14 protein-coding genes are annotated in these 16317 nt (G+C 55.0%); 13 read left to right on the top strand and 1 reads right to left on the bottom strand.

What is annotated here, in order from left to right:
• Positions 1-34: 34 nt before the first annotated feature.
• The gene (gene ispG / locus FE784_RS09445) at positions 35-1132 is read left to right on the top strand and encodes a flavodoxin-dependent (E)-4-hydroxy-3-methylbut-2-enyl-diphosphate synthase (RefSeq protein ID WP_139601949.1); all 1098 of its coding nucleotides are present in this window, start codon (positions 35-37) and stop codon (positions 1130-1132) included.
• A gap of 330 nt (positions 1133-1462) precedes the next feature.
• Here ispG and FE784_RS09440 read toward each other — a convergent pair whose 3' ends face one another.
• A complete protein-coding gene (locus FE784_RS09440) occupies positions 1463-2155 on the bottom strand; it encodes an N-acetylmuramoyl-L-alanine amidase family protein (protein ID WP_139601948.1) in 693 nt (230 codons plus the stop codon).
• A gap of 190 nt (positions 2156-2345) precedes the next feature.
• On the opposite strand from FE784_RS09440, the gene lonB reads away from it, so the two are divergent.
• From lonB to cobA, 12 genes are all read left to right on the top strand, one after another.
• Positions 2346-4052 (top strand): ATP-dependent protease LonB, encoded by a 1707-nt coding sequence (gene lonB, locus FE784_RS09435; RefSeq protein ID WP_139601947.1) that lies wholly within the window; start codon positions 2346-2348, stop codon positions 4050-4052.
• A gap of 334 nt (positions 4053-4386) precedes the next feature.
• Positions 4387-6723, top strand: a complete 2337-nt coding sequence (gene lon, locus FE784_RS09430; protein ID WP_139601946.1) for an endopeptidase La — start codon at positions 4387-4389, stop codon at positions 6721-6723.
• A gap of 19 nt (positions 6724-6742) precedes the next feature.
• A complete protein-coding gene (gene yihA, locus FE784_RS09425; RefSeq protein ID WP_139601945.1) occupies positions 6743-7357 on the top strand; it encodes a ribosome biogenesis GTP-binding protein YihA/YsxC in 615 nt (204 codons plus the stop codon).
• 291 nt (positions 7358-7648) lie between these two features.
• A complete protein-coding gene (locus FE784_RS09420) occupies positions 7649-8236 on the top strand; it encodes a non-ribosomal peptide synthetase module (protein WP_176706085.1) in 588 nt (195 codons plus the stop codon).
• 578 nt (positions 8237-8814) lie between these two features.
• Entirely contained in the window at positions 8815-9303 is a 489-nt protein-coding gene (locus FE784_RS09415; RefSeq protein ID WP_176706084.1) for a zinc ribbon domain-containing protein, read from the top strand.
• A 318-nt stretch (positions 9304-9621) separates the two neighbouring features.
• Complete coding sequence (speD, locus tag FE784_RS09410) at positions 9622-10023, top strand: adenosylmethionine decarboxylase (RefSeq protein ID WP_139601943.1); 402 nt, start codon at positions 9622-9624, stop codon at positions 10021-10023.
• 124 nt (positions 10024-10147) lie between these two features.
• Positions 10148-10684, top strand: a complete 537-nt coding sequence (locus FE784_RS09405; RefSeq protein ID WP_139601942.1) for a hypothetical protein — start codon at positions 10148-10150, stop codon at positions 10682-10684.
• Between the two features lie 170 nt (positions 10685-10854).
• Positions 10855-12273 (top strand): glutamyl-tRNA reductase, encoded by a 1419-nt coding sequence (gene hemA / locus FE784_RS09400; RefSeq protein ID WP_139601941.1) that lies wholly within the window; start codon positions 10855-10857, stop codon positions 12271-12273.
• 13 nt (positions 12274-12286) lie between these two features.
• Positions 12287-13117, top strand: coding sequence for a cytochrome C assembly family protein (locus FE784_RS09395; RefSeq protein ID WP_139601940.1), 831 nt, complete (start codon positions 12287-12289; stop codon positions 13115-13117).
• A gap of 6 nt (positions 13118-13123) precedes the next feature.
• Positions 13124-13792 carry a precorrin-2 dehydrogenase/sirohydrochlorin ferrochelatase family protein gene (locus FE784_RS09390; protein ID WP_139601939.1) on the top strand — a complete coding sequence of 223 codons (669 nt, stop codon included), beginning with the start codon at positions 13124-13126 and terminating at the stop codon, positions 13790-13792.
• A 12-nt stretch (positions 13793-13804) separates the two neighbouring features.
• Positions 13805-14746, top strand: coding sequence for a hydroxymethylbilane synthase (hemC, locus tag FE784_RS09385; RefSeq protein ID WP_139601938.1), 942 nt, complete (start codon positions 13805-13807; stop codon positions 14744-14746).
• A gap of 7 nt (positions 14747-14753) precedes the next feature.
• A complete protein-coding gene (gene cobA / locus FE784_RS09380; RefSeq protein WP_139601937.1) occupies positions 14754-16301 on the top strand; it encodes a uroporphyrinogen-III C-methyltransferase in 1548 nt (515 codons plus the stop codon).
• Positions 16302-16317 lie beyond the last annotated feature (16 nt).

Raw genomic sequence — 16317 nt, 5'->3', positions numbered from 1 at the left:
GCGGAGGATGTTTGGTATCATGGGAGAGCCGAACATGTACCATCGCACCGAAACGAGATCCGTCCAAGTAGGCAATGTGACTATCGGGGGAAGCAACGACGTCATCATGCAAAGCATGTGTACGACGAAAACGGCGGACGTCAAAGCGACGGTGGCCGAAATACTCCGGCTGGAAGAAGCGGGCTGCCAAATGGTTCGCGTTACCGTCAACAATAAAGAAGCGGCCGAAGCGATCAAAGAGATCAAGAAGCAAATTCATATCCCGCTCGTGGCCGACATCCATTTCGATCATCGTCTCGCGCTGGCCGCAATCGAGAACGGGATCGACAAAGTGCGGATCAATCCGGGCAACATCGGCCGCAGGGAAAAAGTAGAGGCGGTCGTTAAAGCTTGCAAGGAGCGAGGGATCCCGATACGGATCGGGGTAAACGCCGGGTCGCTGGAGAAGCATTTGTTGGACAAGTACGGTTATCCGACGCCGGAGGCGATGGTAGAGAGCGCCTTGTTCCATATCGGCATACTGGAGGAGCTGGACTTCCACGACATTATCGTTTCGCTGAAGGCCTCGGATGTCCCGATGGCGATCGCAGCCTATACGAAGGCGGCAGCGGCGTTCAGCTACCCGCTGCACCTCGGCATAACGGAAGCAGGCACCTTGTTCTCGGGAACCGTGAAAAGCGCAGCCGGTCTCGGTACGCTGCTTCATATGGGGATTGGCTCGACGATCCGGATTTCTTTGAGTGCCGATCCCGTCGAGGAAATCAAAGTAGCCCGCGAGCTGCTGAAAACGTTCGGTCTTATTACGAATGCCGCTACGCTCGTTTCTTGCCCGACATGCGGCAGGCTGGATATCGATTTGTTCTCGGTAGCGAACGAGGTCGAGCAATATATAGAGAAGCTGAAGGTGCCGATCAAAGTATCGGTGCTCGGCTGCGCCGTCAACGGCCCTGGTGAAGCGAAGGAAGCGGACATCGGCATTGCGGGTGCGAGAGGCGAAGGAATGCTGTTCCGTTACGGGGAAATGATCCGCAAAGTGCCGGAAGCGGATCTCGTCAGCGAGCTGAAAAAAGAAATCGACAACATCGTCGCGGAATTCGAGCGCACAGGTACGATCCCCGGGCGCCGGCACTAAGCTCGATTCGCGTTGGGATAGAAGAACCGCAACGGTGTGCTAGCTGGCTATTAAAATGGATGAATAGTGAACCGAAAGGTTACTACTCGGGTGAAGGTTTCCTTATCAGAGATGACCTTTACTAGGCGGACAGGACGGGGAAACGCAGCTGTCATAGGAAGCCCGGGCTAACGGACAGGAGCAAACGCTATTGGGGCGAATGCCCTTCTTCGATCCGGCTAACGGACGGGAGAGCCGTTATCGGCTCGGAAACGGGCCGAAAAAGCGCCTCGTTTCACTTAACACCTAAAGTTACTAATTGTGAATCCAAGTAAGTTCGTAAACAAGAACTTAGTCCGGATGAGCAAAAAACAAATAATCGAGAACGGCGGAGGCGAGAGCCTCCGTTATTTTATTTTGTCCGGCCGATTCAGTCAGCATTTTGCGGTCGTACGCACTGCTGATGTAGCCCATTTCCACAATAATCGCGGGTGTCTTGGAATGCTTCAGCAAATAAAACGTTTTTCCGAGATAGGGAGCGGACGACGTGCCGTAAACGGCGTTTAGCCGATTCGAAAACAGGTGGGCGGCGACGTAGCTCGACTGATTGGATTGATACAGTACACCCGGACCGCTTGCGGACGAATTTTTGGACCAGTTCGTATGCAGGCTGATCGTAAGCTTCGGTTTAAGCGCATCGATAACCAGCTTCCGTTGGGATAAGTCGCGCAGATGGCGGGAACGGGTCCGGTGCCAATCGTTATCGTCGCTTGGAGCGAAGTCTCGGGTTCGGTTCAAGGCGACGCGTATGTTCATTTCACGCAGTTTATCGTACAGCTTTTTGCCGACGATCAAATTCAAATGCTTCTCCAGCAAATCCCCGTGAGACGTTCCACCGTCAATTCCGCCATGGCCGACATCTATAAGCACGTCCACTGTAGAAACGGACGGTGCCGGATCCGCGTAGGCCGTACCGCTGGACATCAGCAAGAGCGACAAAGAAAGGCAGGCTAACCAAACCATTGTAATTTTGCGGCGTATCATCGTCGTGCTTCCCTCCTATCCGGATATCTTGACTATGTATGGTCGGAATGCGCTTCGAAGCCACATCGTCACTTTTGGTGGATGCAGATAGGTTGGCTTAAACATTTTCTTCTCATTCGCCGATTAACGTTTCTGACGCAGGGTAATACTACCATGTATGTGATAGTAAAGCAGTCAGGAGGGATATCGAATGAGTTTAAGCATTATCCTCATGATCATCCAGGTGTTCTTTGCCATCGTGATCGGGTTATATTTTTGGAACTTGCTGCGCAATCAGCAAACGAACCGGACCGCGGTGGATCGCGAATCCCGCAAAGAAATGGATAAGCTGCGGAAGCTGCGTTCCATCTCGCTCACGAAGCCGCTTGCGGAGAAGACGCGTCCGACAACGATGGGGGACATTATCGGTCAGAAAGAAGGGCTGCGGACGCTGAAGGCGGCTCTGTGCGGCCCGAATCCCCAGCATGTGATTATATACGGCCCTCCCGGTGTCGGTAAAACCGCCGCAGCGCGTGTCGTACTCGAGGAAGCGAAGAAAAACTCGGCATCGCCGTTCCGGTTTGACGCCAAATTTGTAGAGCTGGATGCTACGACCGCACGCTTTGATGAAAGGGGCATCGCGGATCCGCTCATCGGTTCCGTTCACGACCCGATCTACCAGGGTGCGGGAGCGATGGGAGTGGCCGGTATACCGCAGCCTAAAGCCGGCGCCGTGACGAAGGCGCACGGAGGAATGCTGTTTATCGACGAGATCGGTGAATTGCATCCGATTCAAATGAATAAATTATTAAAAGTGCTTGAAGATCGCAAAGTATTTCTGGAAAGCGCCTATTACAATTCGGAGGATACGAACATTCCGAATTACATTCACGATATTTTCCAGAACGGTCTGCCCGCCGACTTCCGGCTCGTCGGGGCGACGACGCGGACGGCGCAAGAAATACCGCCGGCGATCCGATCGCGCTGCATGGAAATTTTTTTCCGCCCGCTGCTCCCCGACGAAATTGCCCAGATCGCCCGCAACGCCATAACGAAAATCGGCTTGAAGGAAACGCCGGGGGCTATCGAGGTTGTGCAAAAATATGCGACAAACGGGCGGGAAGCGGTCAACATCATCCAGCTTGCCGCCGGGATGGCCATGACCGAGCAGCGCAGCGAGCTGACCGCGGCCGACGTCGAATGGGTCGTGAACAGCAGCCAGCTGACGCCGCGTCCGGAGAAGAAGGTACCCGCCCTGCCGCAGATCGGATTCGTCAACGGATTGGCCGTATACGGACCGAATATGGGGACTTTGCTGGAAATCGAAGTAACGTGCATCCCGGCCTCTGCACCGCGCACCGGAACGTTTACGATAACGGGCGTCGTCGATGAAGAGGAAATGGGCGGCGGCTCCAAGACGCTTCGGCGCAAAAGCATGGCGCGCGGCTCGATCGAGAACGTGCTGACCGTTCTGCGCCGCTTGGGCATGAGCCCTTACGATTACGACCTGCATATCAATTTTCCCGGCGGCATTCCGATCGACGGACCGTCCGCAGGGGTATCGATGGCAACGGCGATCGCATCGGCCATCCGGCAAATTCCGGTGGATAATACGGTGGCGATGACCGGGGAAGTTAGCATTCACGGCAAAGTGAAGCCGGTAGGCGGCGTCGTCGCCAAGGTGGAGGCGGCTTTTCAGGCGGGAGCGACGAAAGTCATTATACCGAAGGAAAACTGGCAGGAAATATTCGGGGGCTTAAACGGTTTGCAAGTCATTCCGGTCGAAACTGTGGAAGAAGTGCTGCATCACGCTCTGGGAATCGGTAGCGGTGAGCTTTCCTTCAACAACGTGGCGAACGGAGCGGACGTTTTGGTCGCATCGCCGCTGCCATACTTGCAGGCGCGCGAGCCGCGTTGAGAACTCCCCAAAAAGTGAAGTAGACCTGCGAGGTTTACTCCAATTACTTTTGGTGGGGTCCGGAAAAAGAGGAACCGGGAGCAAGAGGTCTGAAAAAGTTGAATGTTTCGCCATGCAATAGACGGTCCCAATCGTTTGCCGTACCCCGCTTTTCGCCTAAAACGCCGAACGGGGTGCGGCAAATTGGTGTTTTAACCGCACTTTTGATAAAATGTTGGGGAATCCCCCCAATAACGAATGGAACATGTCAAGACAGCCCACTATAATTTGGGGACCGTTCTTAGAGAAAGCAACATAACATGCTTACGATTAAGCTTTCAGGAGGTGCAGGAGCATGGGTCCGAATAAGCCGAAGATGCGCCGATTGCCGCTTCTTCCGTTGCGGGGGCTGCTTGTTTACCCTAGCATGGTGCTGCATCTGGACGTTGGCCGGGAAAAATCGGTCAAAGCACTGGAACAGGCGATGGTGGACGATGAAATGATTCTCCTCTGCTCGCAGTCGGAGATTAATATTGAGGAACCGCAGAAGGACGATATTTACCAGGTCGGAACGATTACCAAAGTCAAGCAAATGCTCAAGCTTCCTAATGGAACGATCCGCGTGCTCGTGGAAGGCGTCATGCGGGGCGAGATCGTGGAGTATGTAGCGAATGCCGATTACTACGAGGTGACGGTCAAGGAGCTTGCCGAACAAGTGACGACCGACTCGGAGATCGACGCACTAATGCGTACGGTGCTGAGTCAATTCGAGCATTACATCAACTTGTCGAAAAAGGTAACGCCGGAGACGCTCTCCGCCGTATCCGACATCGAAGAGCCGGGTCGGCTGGCAGACGTCATAACGAGTCATTTGTCGCTCAAAATCAAAGACAAGCAGGAAATACTCGAAACGGTCGAAGTTCGGCAGCGGCTGGAAAAGCTGCTCGGCTTTTTGAACAACGAACGCGAAGTGCTGGAGCTGGAACGGAAAATCAACCAGCGCGTCAAAAAGCAGATGGAGAAAACGCAGAAGGAATACTACCTTCGCGAGCAAATGAAGGCGATCCAGAAGGAGCTCGGCGATAAGGAAGGACGCGCCGGCGAGGCGGAGGAGCTTCGTTCCCAGCTCGAGGAAGCGGGAGTTCCGGATAAGGTGCGGGAGAAAATCGAGAAGGAAATCGACCGTCTGGAGAAAATGCCGGCCACGTCCGCCGAAGGGGCGGTCATCCGCAACTATGTAGACTGGCTGCTCGCATTGCCTTGGTCGAAGCGGACCGATGACGACTTGGATCTCAAAAAAGCGGAAGACGTGCTGAACGACGACCACTACGGCTTGGAGAAGCCGAAGGAGCGGGTACTGGAATATTTGGCCGTCCAGAGGCTTGTCCAGAAGATGAAGGGACCTATCCTATGCCTCGTCGGTCCTCCGGGTGTCGGCAAGACGTCGATCGCCCGCTCGATCGCCCGTTCCTTGAACCGCAAATTTATCAGGATTTCGCTCGGCGGCGTCCGTGACGAGGCGGAAATTCGCGGTCATCGGCGCACGTATGTCGGTGCGATGCCGGGAAGGATCATTCAAGGCTTGAAAAACGCCGGCAGCAACAATCCGGTCATGCTGCTCGACGAAATCGACAAAATGGCGATGGACTTCCGCGGAGATCCGGCGTCCGCCTTGCTGGAAGTGCTGGACCCCGAACAAAACGGAACTTTTAGCGATCATTATATCGAAGTGCCTTTTGATTTATCGAACGTCATGTTCGTCACGACCGCGAATGCCGTTCATAATATTCCCCGGCCGTTGCTGGACCGGATGGAAATGCTGTACATTCCCGGCTATACGGAAATCGAGAAGCTGCAAATCGCCATCCGTTACTTGCTGCCCAAGCAGGTCAAAGACCACGGCCTGACGGAAGAGCAGCTGCAGACCGACGAAGCGACTCTGATGAAAGTGGTCCGGGAATATACGCGGGAGGCGGGGGTCCGCAATCTGGAGCAGCAGATCGCGACAATTTGCCGCAAATCGGCCAAGGTGATCGTTTCAGGCGATCAGCAGTCCGTCACGATTACGACCGACAACCTGAAGGACTATCTCGGCCCGTCCAAATTCAGGATCAGTCTGGCCGATCAGGAGGATCAGATCGGAGCTGTCACCGGTCTTGCCTGGACTGAAGTCGGCGGCGATACGCTGGTTATCGAGGTTACCGTTATGCCGGGGAACGGCAAGCTGACGCTTACCGGGAAATTGGGCGACGTCATGAAGGAGTCGGCCCAAGCCGCATTCAGCTATACGCGTTCCAAAGCCGGGCAGCTGGGCATCGCCCCCGATTTTCACGAGAAAAACGACATTCATATCCATATACCGGAAGGCGCGATTCCGAAAGACGGACCTTCCGCGGGGATTACGATGGCAACGGCTCTCATATCCGCGTTGACCAATATTCCTGTCTCCAAATCGGTGGCCATGACCGGGGAAATTACGCTGCGGGGCCGCGTGCTTCCGATCGGGGGACTCAAGGAAAAATCGTTGGCGGCGCACCGGGCCGGCGTCAAAACGATTTTGCTGCCCAAAGACAACGAGAAAGATTTGCAGGAAATTCCGGAGACGGTCCGCCAGGAGCTGACATTTATTCCGGTCCATCATATGGATCAAGTACTGGAGCATGCGTTAGTGCGGCCGGTTTCGATCGGGTGATGGGAGAGGGGGAAGCCAGATGAATGTAACTCAGGCGGAGTTTATTATAAGCGCGGTCGGGCCGGACCAGTATCCTGAGGACGGGCTGCCGGAAGTCGCTTTGGCCGGCCGTTCGAACGTAGGGAAATCGTCGCTTATCAACAAGATGATCCAACGCAAAAACTTGGCCCGAACAAGCTCGAGTCCGGGTAAAACGCAGACGCTGAATTTTTATAGAATCAATGGGGAGCTGTATTTCGTCGATTTGCCCGGCTACGGCTATGCAAAGGTGTCGAAGAAGCAAAGGGAGGAATGGGGCAAGTTCATCGAATCGTATTTGCTGAAGCGGGACCGGCTCCGCATGGTCATCATGCTGGTCGATGTAAGGCACCCGCCTACGCGGGACGATGCGGCGATGTACGATTGGCTGACCCATTACGAAATTCCGATCTGCGTCGTGGCCACGAAAGCGGACAAAATACCGCGCAGCCGGTGGCAGAAGCATATAAAGCAGGTAAAGGAAACGCTGCTCGTTCGCGGCACCGATTCGGTGGTCCTGTTCTCCTCGGAGACGGGATTGGGTCGAGACGAGCTCTGGGGCCTGATTCTGGAACGTACCGGGCAGCGGCAGAACGGAGAGGGCGAAGCGGACTGAGCAAGTCCGTTTCTTTGTCTGCAAAAGAATAAGCGGATACAAAAAAATGTTGATATGCATGCGCGATTGCGGGAAGTTGGGGAGCGATACGGAGAGATCGAGACAACTTTTCGAGAGGATTGCGTATTGTTGCCGATTTTTCTGAATTTTGCTTGTTTTCAGCGAAAAAAATGCAGGAATAATGGTCGGGGATATAGTATAATAAATTAAGGTAAGACAGATGAATCCATCGGGACGAACATGAGGAATAGGATGGATTCCGGGTTTAAAAAAGAGAATCGAGGGATTTTTATGGCTCAGCGGTTAGCGACGGAATATGTCAAAACCTGCTTGACTTTAACGGAAGCCGAAATGATCCAGTTTATCCAGCTATTTGACGGTGAAGATGTGTTTCTCGAAGCGAAGGTGACAGACAATGGCAACCGGGAGATCGTGCTGCGGGACGATTCCGGCGAAGAAGTCGTATTGACGTTTGAACGAAGCCGGGGCCGCTACGTATGCGAAGGCTCGTGCAGAGTAAGCGATCCTTTGCTCGCAAATTTGATCCGCAAGGCGGTATCGCAGTTTAAGGGCGATGCCATCGTGAACCGGATATACCCGGCCTTCACGATGAAGTACGTGTACAAACGAGGCTCAGTCGTACAAATATCCGAGATCGTATCCGGTAAGCATAAGCTCGTTTACGAATACAAAGACACAGTTGGACAATTTGAACGGTTGTATCGGAAGCAGCATGTGGAACAGCAAATTTCCCAAGTATATTCCCGGATCGACGAGCTGCTTGACGAACGTAACCGTTCGGATAGCTTGGTCGGTCAACGGAACGTGGATGAACAGTTGGCGCGGCTTGCGCATAAACTGTTCGAATTGGAAGCTTAGACGTTATAACTTAGAAAACAAAGGAGCCGAAAGGCTCTTTTTTTTGTATGTGCGCCCAGCTAAGCCCGATTCCCTGCGTCGGTGCCCGAAAGGGGTTCCCGCCATAGGAAAGCCGTGAATGCGGCTTGGAAGGCTTTCTTCGCGGCTGAGCGGAACAAGTATTTCCTTTATTTTTTGTGAAGGGAACGATTAGTTCCCCTATTTCCCGCGAAGGGCGGGTGAACAGCGCAAACGGAACGTTTAATTCCTCTATTCAAGTAAAACGGCTCTCAAACGGCCTGCATTCGGCCAATAAAGGAAATCATTGTTCCTCTACGCACATTTTAGCGGCTCCCCGACGGAATAGCGGAACTTTTTGTTCCGTTTTGCTTGATCGGACAGCCGTCAGCGACCGGGGATGCGGGCCGCAACCGTCATTTTCGATGCCGATTCGATAAGGGGAACGGTTGTAAATAAAGTCCAAACCCGTGTTTGTAGCCTGCGGCCGCTATCCCGTATAATATAAGAAAGTCAAAAAATGAAGTTCCGTTGTGTTTCCTGTAACGATGCATGCTAAGCTAATACAGGGGGGACTGGAGATGAAATGGCTGGACCTGCTGCGGGAAGGAGCTTCCCGTGCGGCCGACAAGGCGCAGCGAACGGTAGAGGTGACGCGGACGAGCGCGCAAATCGCCGGCAAACGCAAGCAAATACGGAACGTGATGCGCCAAATCGGCGCTTCCGTCTACGAGGCATACAAAAACGGAGACTTTACGGCATCGGGTCCGGAGGTTGTCCGGTTATCCGCGCAGATTGAAGAGATGGAGCGGGAGATCGGGAATCTCGAGCTGGAGCTGCAGCGGTTGAACCGGGAAAAAACTTGCTCATGCGGCAAAGTAGTGCCCTACAATGCGCGGTTTTGCCCGGATTGCGGCAAGCGGTTCGAAACGGCGCCGGAGACGATCAACGCCGCCTTGGAAGTGGAAGGGAGTCTGCGCTGCGTGAAATGCGATGCGGAGCTGGAGGCGGACGACCGCTTTTGCATCCGCTGCGGATCCGATCAGAGCGCTTTGTCGAGGCAAGAATAAGCCGACGGGGACAAGAGTAGCGAAAAAAGCTTGGGAAATCGCTTTCAAGCGGGCTCCGCCGCGCACATAACCGCCCGTTCGCACATACTGTGACTACGGGACTTAAGCAGAAATAGACGCTTTTTGCTCCTTAACAAAAAAAACTATTGCATTTCTGGGCAATAGATGTTATTTTTATTCTCGTTGAAAACAATATAGGAACCAGGATTCACTCAGGACATGTAATGTTGCGAGAGATTATTCCCTCGAGAAGTGAATGACGTAGGTCCTAGCGGATGAAATCCAACAATTTTATTCCTAGGAAGGGGGAACCGGAAGATGGAATATTCAACTTTCGGAAGACACGTTGCTGTTGATACTTGGGGTGCTGATTTTGAGCTGCTGAACAATGCGGAATGGCTGCAGGCGCAAATGGTAGAAGCGGCGGAAGTTTGCGGTGCAACGGTATTGTCCGTGCAAGCGAAGCAATTCGAACCTCAAGGAGCGACCGTGTTGGTTTTGCTTTCAGAGAGCCACATCTCTATCCACACGTATCCTGAGAAAGGATTCGCGGCCCTGGATTGTTACACGTGCGGGGAAACGGTAGACCCTCAAGCGGCTATCGATTACCTGGTCTCGGTATTGAAGCCCGAGCGCACTTATGCGAAGAAATTGATTCGCGGACTTGGCGAGCTTACGGTTGAGACGCCAATCATGAATCAAGCGGTATTGGTGAAATAACGACAAGAAACGCAATAAGCCCGGCTAGAAAGCTTTTCTAATACAAATGGACCGATGACCATGGGAAACCATGGTCATTTGTTTTACGTTCGTCCCATACAATGGAACGGGAAGGATGGTGCGTATGGGACGAAGAGCCGGTTGGAGAAAATTCGGAATATGGATCGTGCTGCTGTTGCTTATCGTCTGGCCGATATACCGGATATTCGGATATATGAGCCAGCACAGCGAGTCTTACGACGCTTCTCTGCTGCTGTATCAGGTCGCTCAGTTCCAAATCGAGCTGTTGAACAGCTCGATGGCGGAAGCGGCCAAGGCGAAGGACACGAAGGAGCTCGATTCGCTGCGCGTCTCGGCCTATTCGGCCAACTACACCCACGAACGGCTTGTGCTGGCCGTCGGCGGGAACGAGCTGACCCCGCTGCATTCGATCGAAGCGCTCGTACAGTACGTCCTGAGGCTGCAAATTGCCGGTGAGCGCGTCCTCAAGCCGGAGGAGAAGGAGACGCTTGCGAAAGCCGCGCAAACGTTCAAGGATATTTACGAGGGCTACGGCAAGCTGCTGACAAGCTCGGGCAAGCCCGTCTCGTCGCAAAACGACAAGCTGGCGAAGCTGGACGGAGAACTGGCCGAATCGTTGAAGAAACGCCTGCTGCGATAGCGCGAACGTTGAATACGGAACCCATATTCCGATCACACTACAGTTAGAAAGAATCACTCCGAATATGTCCGTCTGTGTCATCATTTATTCAAACTTTAGTTCTTTTCCGTTTGTCGAACTATGGTATAATGGGAAAAGATTTTAGACAGCCGGAAAGGCAGGTGAACGAGATGCACATCATTGCGGTAGGACTCAACTACAGGACGGCTCCCGTCGAAATCCGGGAACAGTTCGCTTTTGACGAAGGACTTCTTCCTCTTGCGCTGCAGCAGTTGAAAGAAACGAAGAGCATACTGGAATGCGTCATCGTGAGCACCTGCAACCGGACGGAAATATATGCCGTCGTCGACCGGCTGTACATGTGCGGCCACTATGTGCGCAATTTTCTGGAAAACTGGTTCCGGATTCCGCGCGAGCGGATGAAAGATTATTTGTATATTTATGAAGATCGGCGGGCAATCGAGCATTTGTTCCGGGTGACGAGCGGGCTGGATTCGATGGTAATCGGCGAGACGCAAATTCTCGGTCAAGTCCGGGACGCCTTCCTGAAGGCGCAGAAGGAAAAGGCGACCGGCACGATGTTCAATATGCTGTTCAAACAAGCGGTGACGATGGCAAAGCGGGCGCATTCCGAAACGTCGATCGGCGAAAATCCCGTGTCTGTCAGCTACGCTGCGGTCGAGCTCGGCAAACGGATATTCGGCGATTTTCGCGGGAAGACGGTGCTTATCGTCGGCGCCGGCAAAATGAGCGAGCTGACGCTCAAGCATTTGACGGCAGGCGGAGCGGAGAAGGTCGTCGTCGTCAACCGGACGTTCGAGAAGGCGGTCGATCTGGCTTCCAAAATGAAGGGGACGGCACGTCCGATCGATCGGTTGAACGACGAGCTGGAGCAGGCGGACATCGTTATCAGCTCCACGGGCGCACCCGGTTACGTACTCAATCGGGCAGCGGTAAAACAGGCGATGCGCGGGCGCAGGTCGCGGCCGTTGTTCATGATCGACATCGCCGTTCCCCGCGACATCGATCCGGAGATCGCCACGATCTCCAACGTGTATTTATACGATATCGACGATCTGGAGCTAATCGTGGAGACGAATCTTAACGAACGCCAGAAGGAAGCGGCCAAAATCGGCATCATGATCGATAAGGAAATCGAGGCATTCGATCAATGGTACAAGCTTCTAGGAGTCAGTCCGGCGATCCGGGCGCTGCAGCAAAAAGCGGTCGCCATTCATGACGAAACGATGAGCAGCATGCTGAACAAGCTGCCGGAGCTGGGCGAACGGGAAGTGAAAATTATTCGCAAGCTGTCGAAAAGCATGCTCAACCAGATGATGCGCGATCCGATCATGCGCATCAAGGAGCTAGCCGGCGAACGGAAGGGCGAGGAAGCGATCCAAATGTTCACGCATTTGTTCGCCCTGGAGGCGCTGCTGGACGAAGCTAGGGCGGACGAGGAGGCGGAGCAAGCCGCAGGCAAGGCGGCTGCCGCCGAACGGAAGAAGGAAGCCTTGGGCGGATCGGAAGAGCGCGAGCGGAAGCCGCTCGTAGCGCTGGCAGCCGGAGAGCTGCTGGCCGGCACTTGAGGCAATGGATCCGATGCCGGCGAAAACGTGGATTTACGATGCGATTTTATATATATATGCCCTGAGCCTGCTGTTTTCTTTCTCCGACGTGGCGACCAAAAACCGGAGTGCAAAGCGGATGGGAACGGGGCTGCTTGCATTTGTATGGCTTCTGCAAACCGTATTTATCGCGATCCGGGTGTACGAGCACCAATACATGCCCGTATTGACGATGTTCGAGGCCTTATTCTTTTATTGCTGGATGCTTGTTACCGTTTCGTTCATGATGAACTGGTTTTTGCGGCTGGATCTGCTCGTTTTTTTGATCAACTTGGCTTGCTTTGCCATCATGGCGCTGAATTTCTTCAGCGATCCCGCCGTGACCCCGATCAGCGAGCAATGGGAGGCGAAGGACGAGCTCGTATTTATCCATATTACGCTCGCTATCGGCAGCTATGCGGCGTTTCTGGTCGCGGCGCTGCTGTCCGGCATGTACTTGTTCATGCACCGGAAGCTGAAAGGAAAGCAATGGACCGCGGTCATGACCCGATTTCCGAGCCTGGACAAAATCGAAGGTTATACATACCGCGCCGTGCTGATCGGCATTCCGCTCCTGATCCTGTCCGTGGTGCTCGGCATGACCAAGGTCGTGCTCGAAGGGGATATGCATTTATTGGCGGATCCTAAGGTACTCAGCTCCTTGTTCAGTCTGGCGGTGTATGCGTTTTATTTGCTCCAGCGCATTTCGGGCAAGCAGCCGGGATATATGCTCGCATTTTGGAACTTGGCCGCGTTTACGGTGGTCGTGATCAATTTTTCGTTGTTTAACCTGTACTCGGGGTTTCATCATTGGATTTGGATGTGAGCCGGCATGCGATCGTTTTACCCGATCATGGCCGATCTGTCCGGCAAACGGTGCGTCGTAGCCGGCGGAGGACGGGTCGCCGAAAGGAAGATCGGCGGGCTGCTCGAGGCGGGCGCCGACGTTTGGGTGGTCAGCCCCGAAGTGACCGGACAAATCGCCCGGTGGGAAGCGGAGGGCCGCGTAACGGTCTCTCGACGCGAGTATGCGAGCGGAGACGTCGACGATGCCGTACTCGTATTCGCCGCGACGAACAACCCCGAAGCTAATCGTAGAATCGGCGGGGATGCCGTTTCTCTCGGTCTGCACGTGAATGTCGCGGATACGCCCGAGCTGTGCACGTTCGTCGTTCCGGCCGTATGGCGCCATGGGCATTTGCTGGTCGCGGTATCGACGTCCGGCACGAGCCCGATGGCGTCTTCGCGCATTCGCGACAGAATCGAAGCGGCGATCGGCGACGGGATCGACGCTTTTCTCGAATTTGCCGGGGAATACCGCTCGCTTGTATTACGCAAGGTCGGCGATCCCGATTTCCGGAGGCGGCTGCTGGCTGAGCTATTCAGCGACGAGGCGCTCGACGCGGTCCGCTCGGGCTCGTGGGACGAGCTGAGGAGCCGGATGGAAGCCGAGTTGGACAAGGCGGTACTCGGACCCGGCTGCGACAATAATGGGAGGTGAACGGGTAAAAAGATGCGAACCGTAACGGTAGGGACGCGCCAAAGCGCGCTCGCTTTGACGCAAACGAATCAGGTGATCGAGCAATTGAAGCTGCTCGCAGGCAATGCCGGCATCGAATGCCGGTTCGAAATCAAAAAAATCGTCACCCGAGGCGATCAAATATTGGACGTTACGCTTTCCAAGGTCGGAGGCAAGGGGCTGTTCGTCAAGGAAATCGAGCAGGCGCTTCTCGACGGCACAATCGACATGGCGGTTCACAGCATGAAGGATATGCCGTGGGAACGCCAAGAAGGGCTCGCTATCGGAGGCACGCCGGTCAGGGAAGATCCTCGCGATTGTCTCATCACGCGTGGCGGCGTCGCTCTGGCCGATCTGCCCGGAGGCGCACGTGTGGGCACGAGCAGCTTGCGCCGCGCTGCCCAGCTTCTGGCATTTCGCCCGGACCTCAACATCGAATCGATACGCGGCAACATCGATTCGAGGCTGCGGAAGCTCGAAACGGAAGGGTTCGATGCAATCGTTTTGGCGGCGGCCGGCTTGCACCGGATGGGCTGGAAGGATCGCATTTCCGAATATTTGTCTCCGGATATTTGCATTCCTACCGTAGCGCAAGGCGCGCTTGGCATCGAATGCCGGGCTGACGATACGTTCATGTTGGATCTGCTTGGAAAATTCGAGCATGCGGACACCGTGCTCGCCGTGACGGCGGAGCGTCAGTTTCTCGGCCGGCTGAACGGCGGCTGCCAAATTCCGATCGGCGCCCATGTGACCGTCCGCGACAACCCGGCCGGAGGACGGCTGCTGGAAATGACGGCGGTCGTCGGTTCGCCCGACGGAAGCCGACTCATCAAGGAGTGGGGACAAGGAAGCGACCCCGTGAAGCTGGGAGATCTGCTCGCGGACAAGCTGATCGCCCAAGGGGCGGACCGGATAATAGCCGAGCTCGGGGGATGATGGGGCGATGAACAAGGGGAAAGTTTATCTCGTCGGCGCCGGTCCAGGCGATCCGCTGCTCATAACGGTCCGGGGAATGGAAGCGATCCGGAGGGCGGACGTCGTCGTCTACGATCGGCTGGCCAATCCGCGTCTGCTGAAGCAGATGAAGCCGGGAGCCGAGAAAATATTCGTGGGCAAGCTGCCCGATAAGCATATGATCAAGCAGGAGGAGATCAACCGCCTGCTCGTCGATTTGGCTCTGCAAGGAAAGACGGTGACCCGGCTCAAGGGTGGCGACCCGAGCGTGTTCGGACGTGTCGGCGAGGAAGCGGAGCTGCTCGCCGAGAACGGAATCGGCTTCGAGATCGTTCCCGGAATTACGTCGGCAATCGCGGTTCCCGCCTACGCGGGCATACCGGTGACGCATCGGGACTTCACCTCCTCGTTCTCGGTCGTGACCGGGCACGAATATCCGAACAAAACGTATTCGAACGTCAATTGGGACAATTTGGCCCATGCGTCCGGAACGATCATTTTTTTGATGGGTGTCGCCAACATCGAAACGATTTGCAGCCAGCTGATCGATCATGGCCGCGATCCCGGAACGCCCGCAGCGGTTATCCGGATGGGGACGTGGATGGAGCAGCGAACGGTTACCGGCACTTTGGCTACTTTGACGGATCTAGTAAAAGCCGCCAAAATGGAGTCGCCGGCGATCATTATCGTCGGTGACGTAGTCAAGCTGCGCGAGAAGCTGGCCTGGTTCGAGAAGCGGCCGCTATTCGGCAAGCGGGTGCTCGTCACGCGTGCCCGCGAGCAGGCAAGCGAGCTTGTCAGGCTCATCGACGACCAGGGCGGCGAGGCGGTCGAGTTTCCGGTAATCCGCATTCGGCGTCCGGAGCGAGAGGATATTATCCGGACACTGGACGAGGCGCTAAGCAATCTCGAACGATACGATTGGATATTGTTCACGAGCGTCAACGGTGTCGAGTATACGTTCGGGCGAATGGCCGAGCTGCGGGTAGACGTGCGGGCGATGCACCGCGCCAAAATCGCCGCAGTCGGACCGAAAACCCAGGAAGCGCTGCTGGCCCGCGGCCTGATAGCCGATCTGGTGCCGCACAGCTCGTTTCAGGCGGAGACGCTCCTTGATCTGATGAAGCAGTTCGTCCAGCCGGGCGAGCACGTGTTTTTTCCGAAAGGAGACCGGGCCCGTCCGGTGCTGGCGGAAGGTTTGAGCCGGTTCGGCGCTCGCGTAACCGCAGTGGACGTGTATGAGAACACGTTGTCGCTCGAGGGCGGAGAAGAAACGCTGCAGATGCTTCATGAGGGGCATATCCATGCGGTTACCTTCACGAGCTCTTCGACGGTAACGAACTTGCTGGAAGCTCTCCGGACATTGGGAGAGCCGGACCCGGTAGGCTTGTTGAACAAGCTCGAGTTATTCTCGATCGGACCGGTGACGACGGAAACCGCCGCCAAGGCGGGGCTAATCGTCCGGGCAACCGCGGCGGAAGCGACGGTCGCTTCTCTCGTGAACAGGATCGTCGGCTTCGACGCGGTGACGGAATAATTTTGGAAGGATGATA

Origin of the sequence: Paenibacillus hemerocallicola (assembly GCF_006265175.1) — a bacterium.
Classification (GTDB): Bacteria; Bacillota; Bacilli; order Paenibacillales; family NBRC-103111; genus Paenibacillus_AB; species Paenibacillus_AB hemerocallicola.
Note: the sequence above shows the minus strand (reverse complement) of the source record. Positions and strands in the feature narration are given on the sequence as shown.